Origin of the sequence: Blautia faecis, assembly GCF_020554845.1 — a bacterium.
Taxonomy (GTDB): domain Bacteria; phylum Bacillota; class Clostridia; order Lachnospirales; family Lachnospiraceae; genus Blautia_A; species Blautia_A faecis.
The window spans coordinates 1-2,036 of sequence record NZ_JAJCIA010000077.1; the positions used below are offsets into that span (position 1 = coordinate 1).

Here is a 2,036-nt window from a genome sequence, read left to right on the forward strand (position 1 = left end):
TTTTAGGACGATAAGCGGGAATCCTCGGCAATTCAATTACCGAGATGAAAGCGTAGAATTGTGCATATCTGCACATTGAAATAATATAATAATCTCTTTACTCTTTGATATTAAGCTCTTTGATATTAATGCCGTAACCGGCATACAACAAGTCGAAAATATGTTCGGTTTTCATTGCATGTTTCAATTCATTATGTTATACTATATGTATGAAAGAAAATCTAATACATTATAGAACTTGTGTATGTAATATTAACTACCATATGGTATGGTCGGTGAAATACCGACGGAAGATATTAACCCCAGATATTGAGGAATACCTTCAGGAACTGGTGCAGCAGATTGCTGAGGATAAGGGCTTTACTGTTCATTTATTTGAATGTGGTGAAGGAGACCATGTCCATTGCTTTGTATCAGCTCCACCAAAGCTGTCTATAACAGCAATTGTCAAGTATCTGAAAGGGATCACCGGCAGAAAATTATTCGAACGTTTTCCGGAAATAAGAAACCAGCTGTGGAAGGGAGAGCTATGGAATCATTCCTATTATGTGGAAACAATCGGGTCTGTATCTGAAGAAAATATCCGCCGTTATATTGAACATCAGAGCAAATCGTATTAAATCAAGGTGAAGGGTAAATTTTTATCTGCATAGCTGCTGGAAGGGGGAAAGAGGAATGCTGCTGTCACACAGGACATCTGTAAAAATCCGGCCGGAATATTCCAACATTATAGGACATATGTGTTATGCAGCTTCCAAACTCTGGAATGTCTGCAACTATGAACGCCATCATTATAAAGAACTGGGACTGGAAAAGTATCCTGACTGGTATTATCAGAAAAAAGCACATAAAGAAAATCTGTGGTATAAACAGCTTCCGTCACAGACAGCGCAGGAGACCTGCAAGCAGCTGGACAAGGCATGGAAATCTTTTTATGTCCTGAAAAAGACCGGAGGAATCAAAGCTCCAAATCCGCCCCGTTTTAAACAGGACAATATCCCGGTTACATACATGCAGATGGGGATCCGGCATGAGAAAGGTTCAGATCAATTGCGTCTGTCGCTGCCAAAAGATCTGAAAAGCTATATGGAAGAAACATACGGGATCCATGAAAAATTTCTATATCTTGAAAATAAGATTTTCAGGGACATGGATCATATAAAACAGCTGCGGATCTATCCGCCGGAAAATGGAACATGTGACCTTATTGTTATCTATGAGATTGAAGAGCCGGAACAGCTTTCTCAGAATGGACATTATTTATCTGTTGATCTTGGGCTTCATAATCTGATGACCTGTTATGATTCCGGAAATGGCCGGACTTTTATCCTGGGAAGGAAATATCTTTCGTTGGAAAGATATTTTCATAAAGAGATTGCCAGAGTACAGTCTGTATGGTATGCACAGCAGTCGGAAAGAGGGATAAAATATCCAAGATCATCGAAACATATCCAGAGGCTTTACAGGAAAAAGCAGAATGCAGTGAAGGATTATCTTCATAAAGTGACCAGATGGATTGCAGAATACTGCAGAAAAGAAGACATCCGCTGTGTGGTTGTGGGAGACATCCGAAACATCCGCAAAGAAAATGATATGGGGCATAAGACCAACCAGAAGTTACACGAACTGCCATATAACAAGCTGTATATCATGCTGGAATATAAGCTGAAACTGTATGGAATACAATTGATAAAACGGGAAGAAAACTATACCAGCCAGTGCAGTCCGTTAGCACCAGAAGTATCAAAAAGATATGCAGAAGCATCAAACCGAAAAGAACGGGGCATATATATAACCAACGGAGTAAGATATAATGCCGATGCAGTAGGAGCATTTAATATCCTGCGGAAATATCTTTCCGTATCCGGAAAGCAGAAGGAACTGTCCGTAACCGGACTAAAAAATCCAGAAATAATAAAAGTAGCTGTATAGCCGAAAGGCAAGCAGTATTGGTGTCATGGACGCACCCTGAAAAAAGGCGGTATCCCGCCAGATTTCAGATACTCTGGTAACTTAGTTGCCGAGTAGTTCACGAG

At 40.1% G+C, this 2,036-nt stretch carries 2 protein-coding genes; both read left to right on the forward strand.

What is annotated here, in order from left to right; genetic code table 11:
• The first annotated feature begins 209 nt into the window (after positions 1-209).
• A complete protein-coding gene (gene tnpA, locus LIZ66_RS18220) occupies positions 210-620 on the forward strand; it encodes an IS200/IS605 family transposase (protein ID WP_179962511.1) in 411 nt (136 codons plus the stop codon).
• 55 nt (positions 621-675) lie between these two features.
• Positions 676-1,932 carry an RNA-guided endonuclease InsQ/TnpB family protein gene (locus tag LIZ66_RS18225; protein WP_226814884.1) on the forward strand — a complete coding sequence of 419 codons (1,257 nt, stop codon included), beginning with the start codon at positions 676-678 and terminating at the stop codon, positions 1,930-1,932.
• Positions 1,933-2,036: the final 104 nt, after the last annotated feature.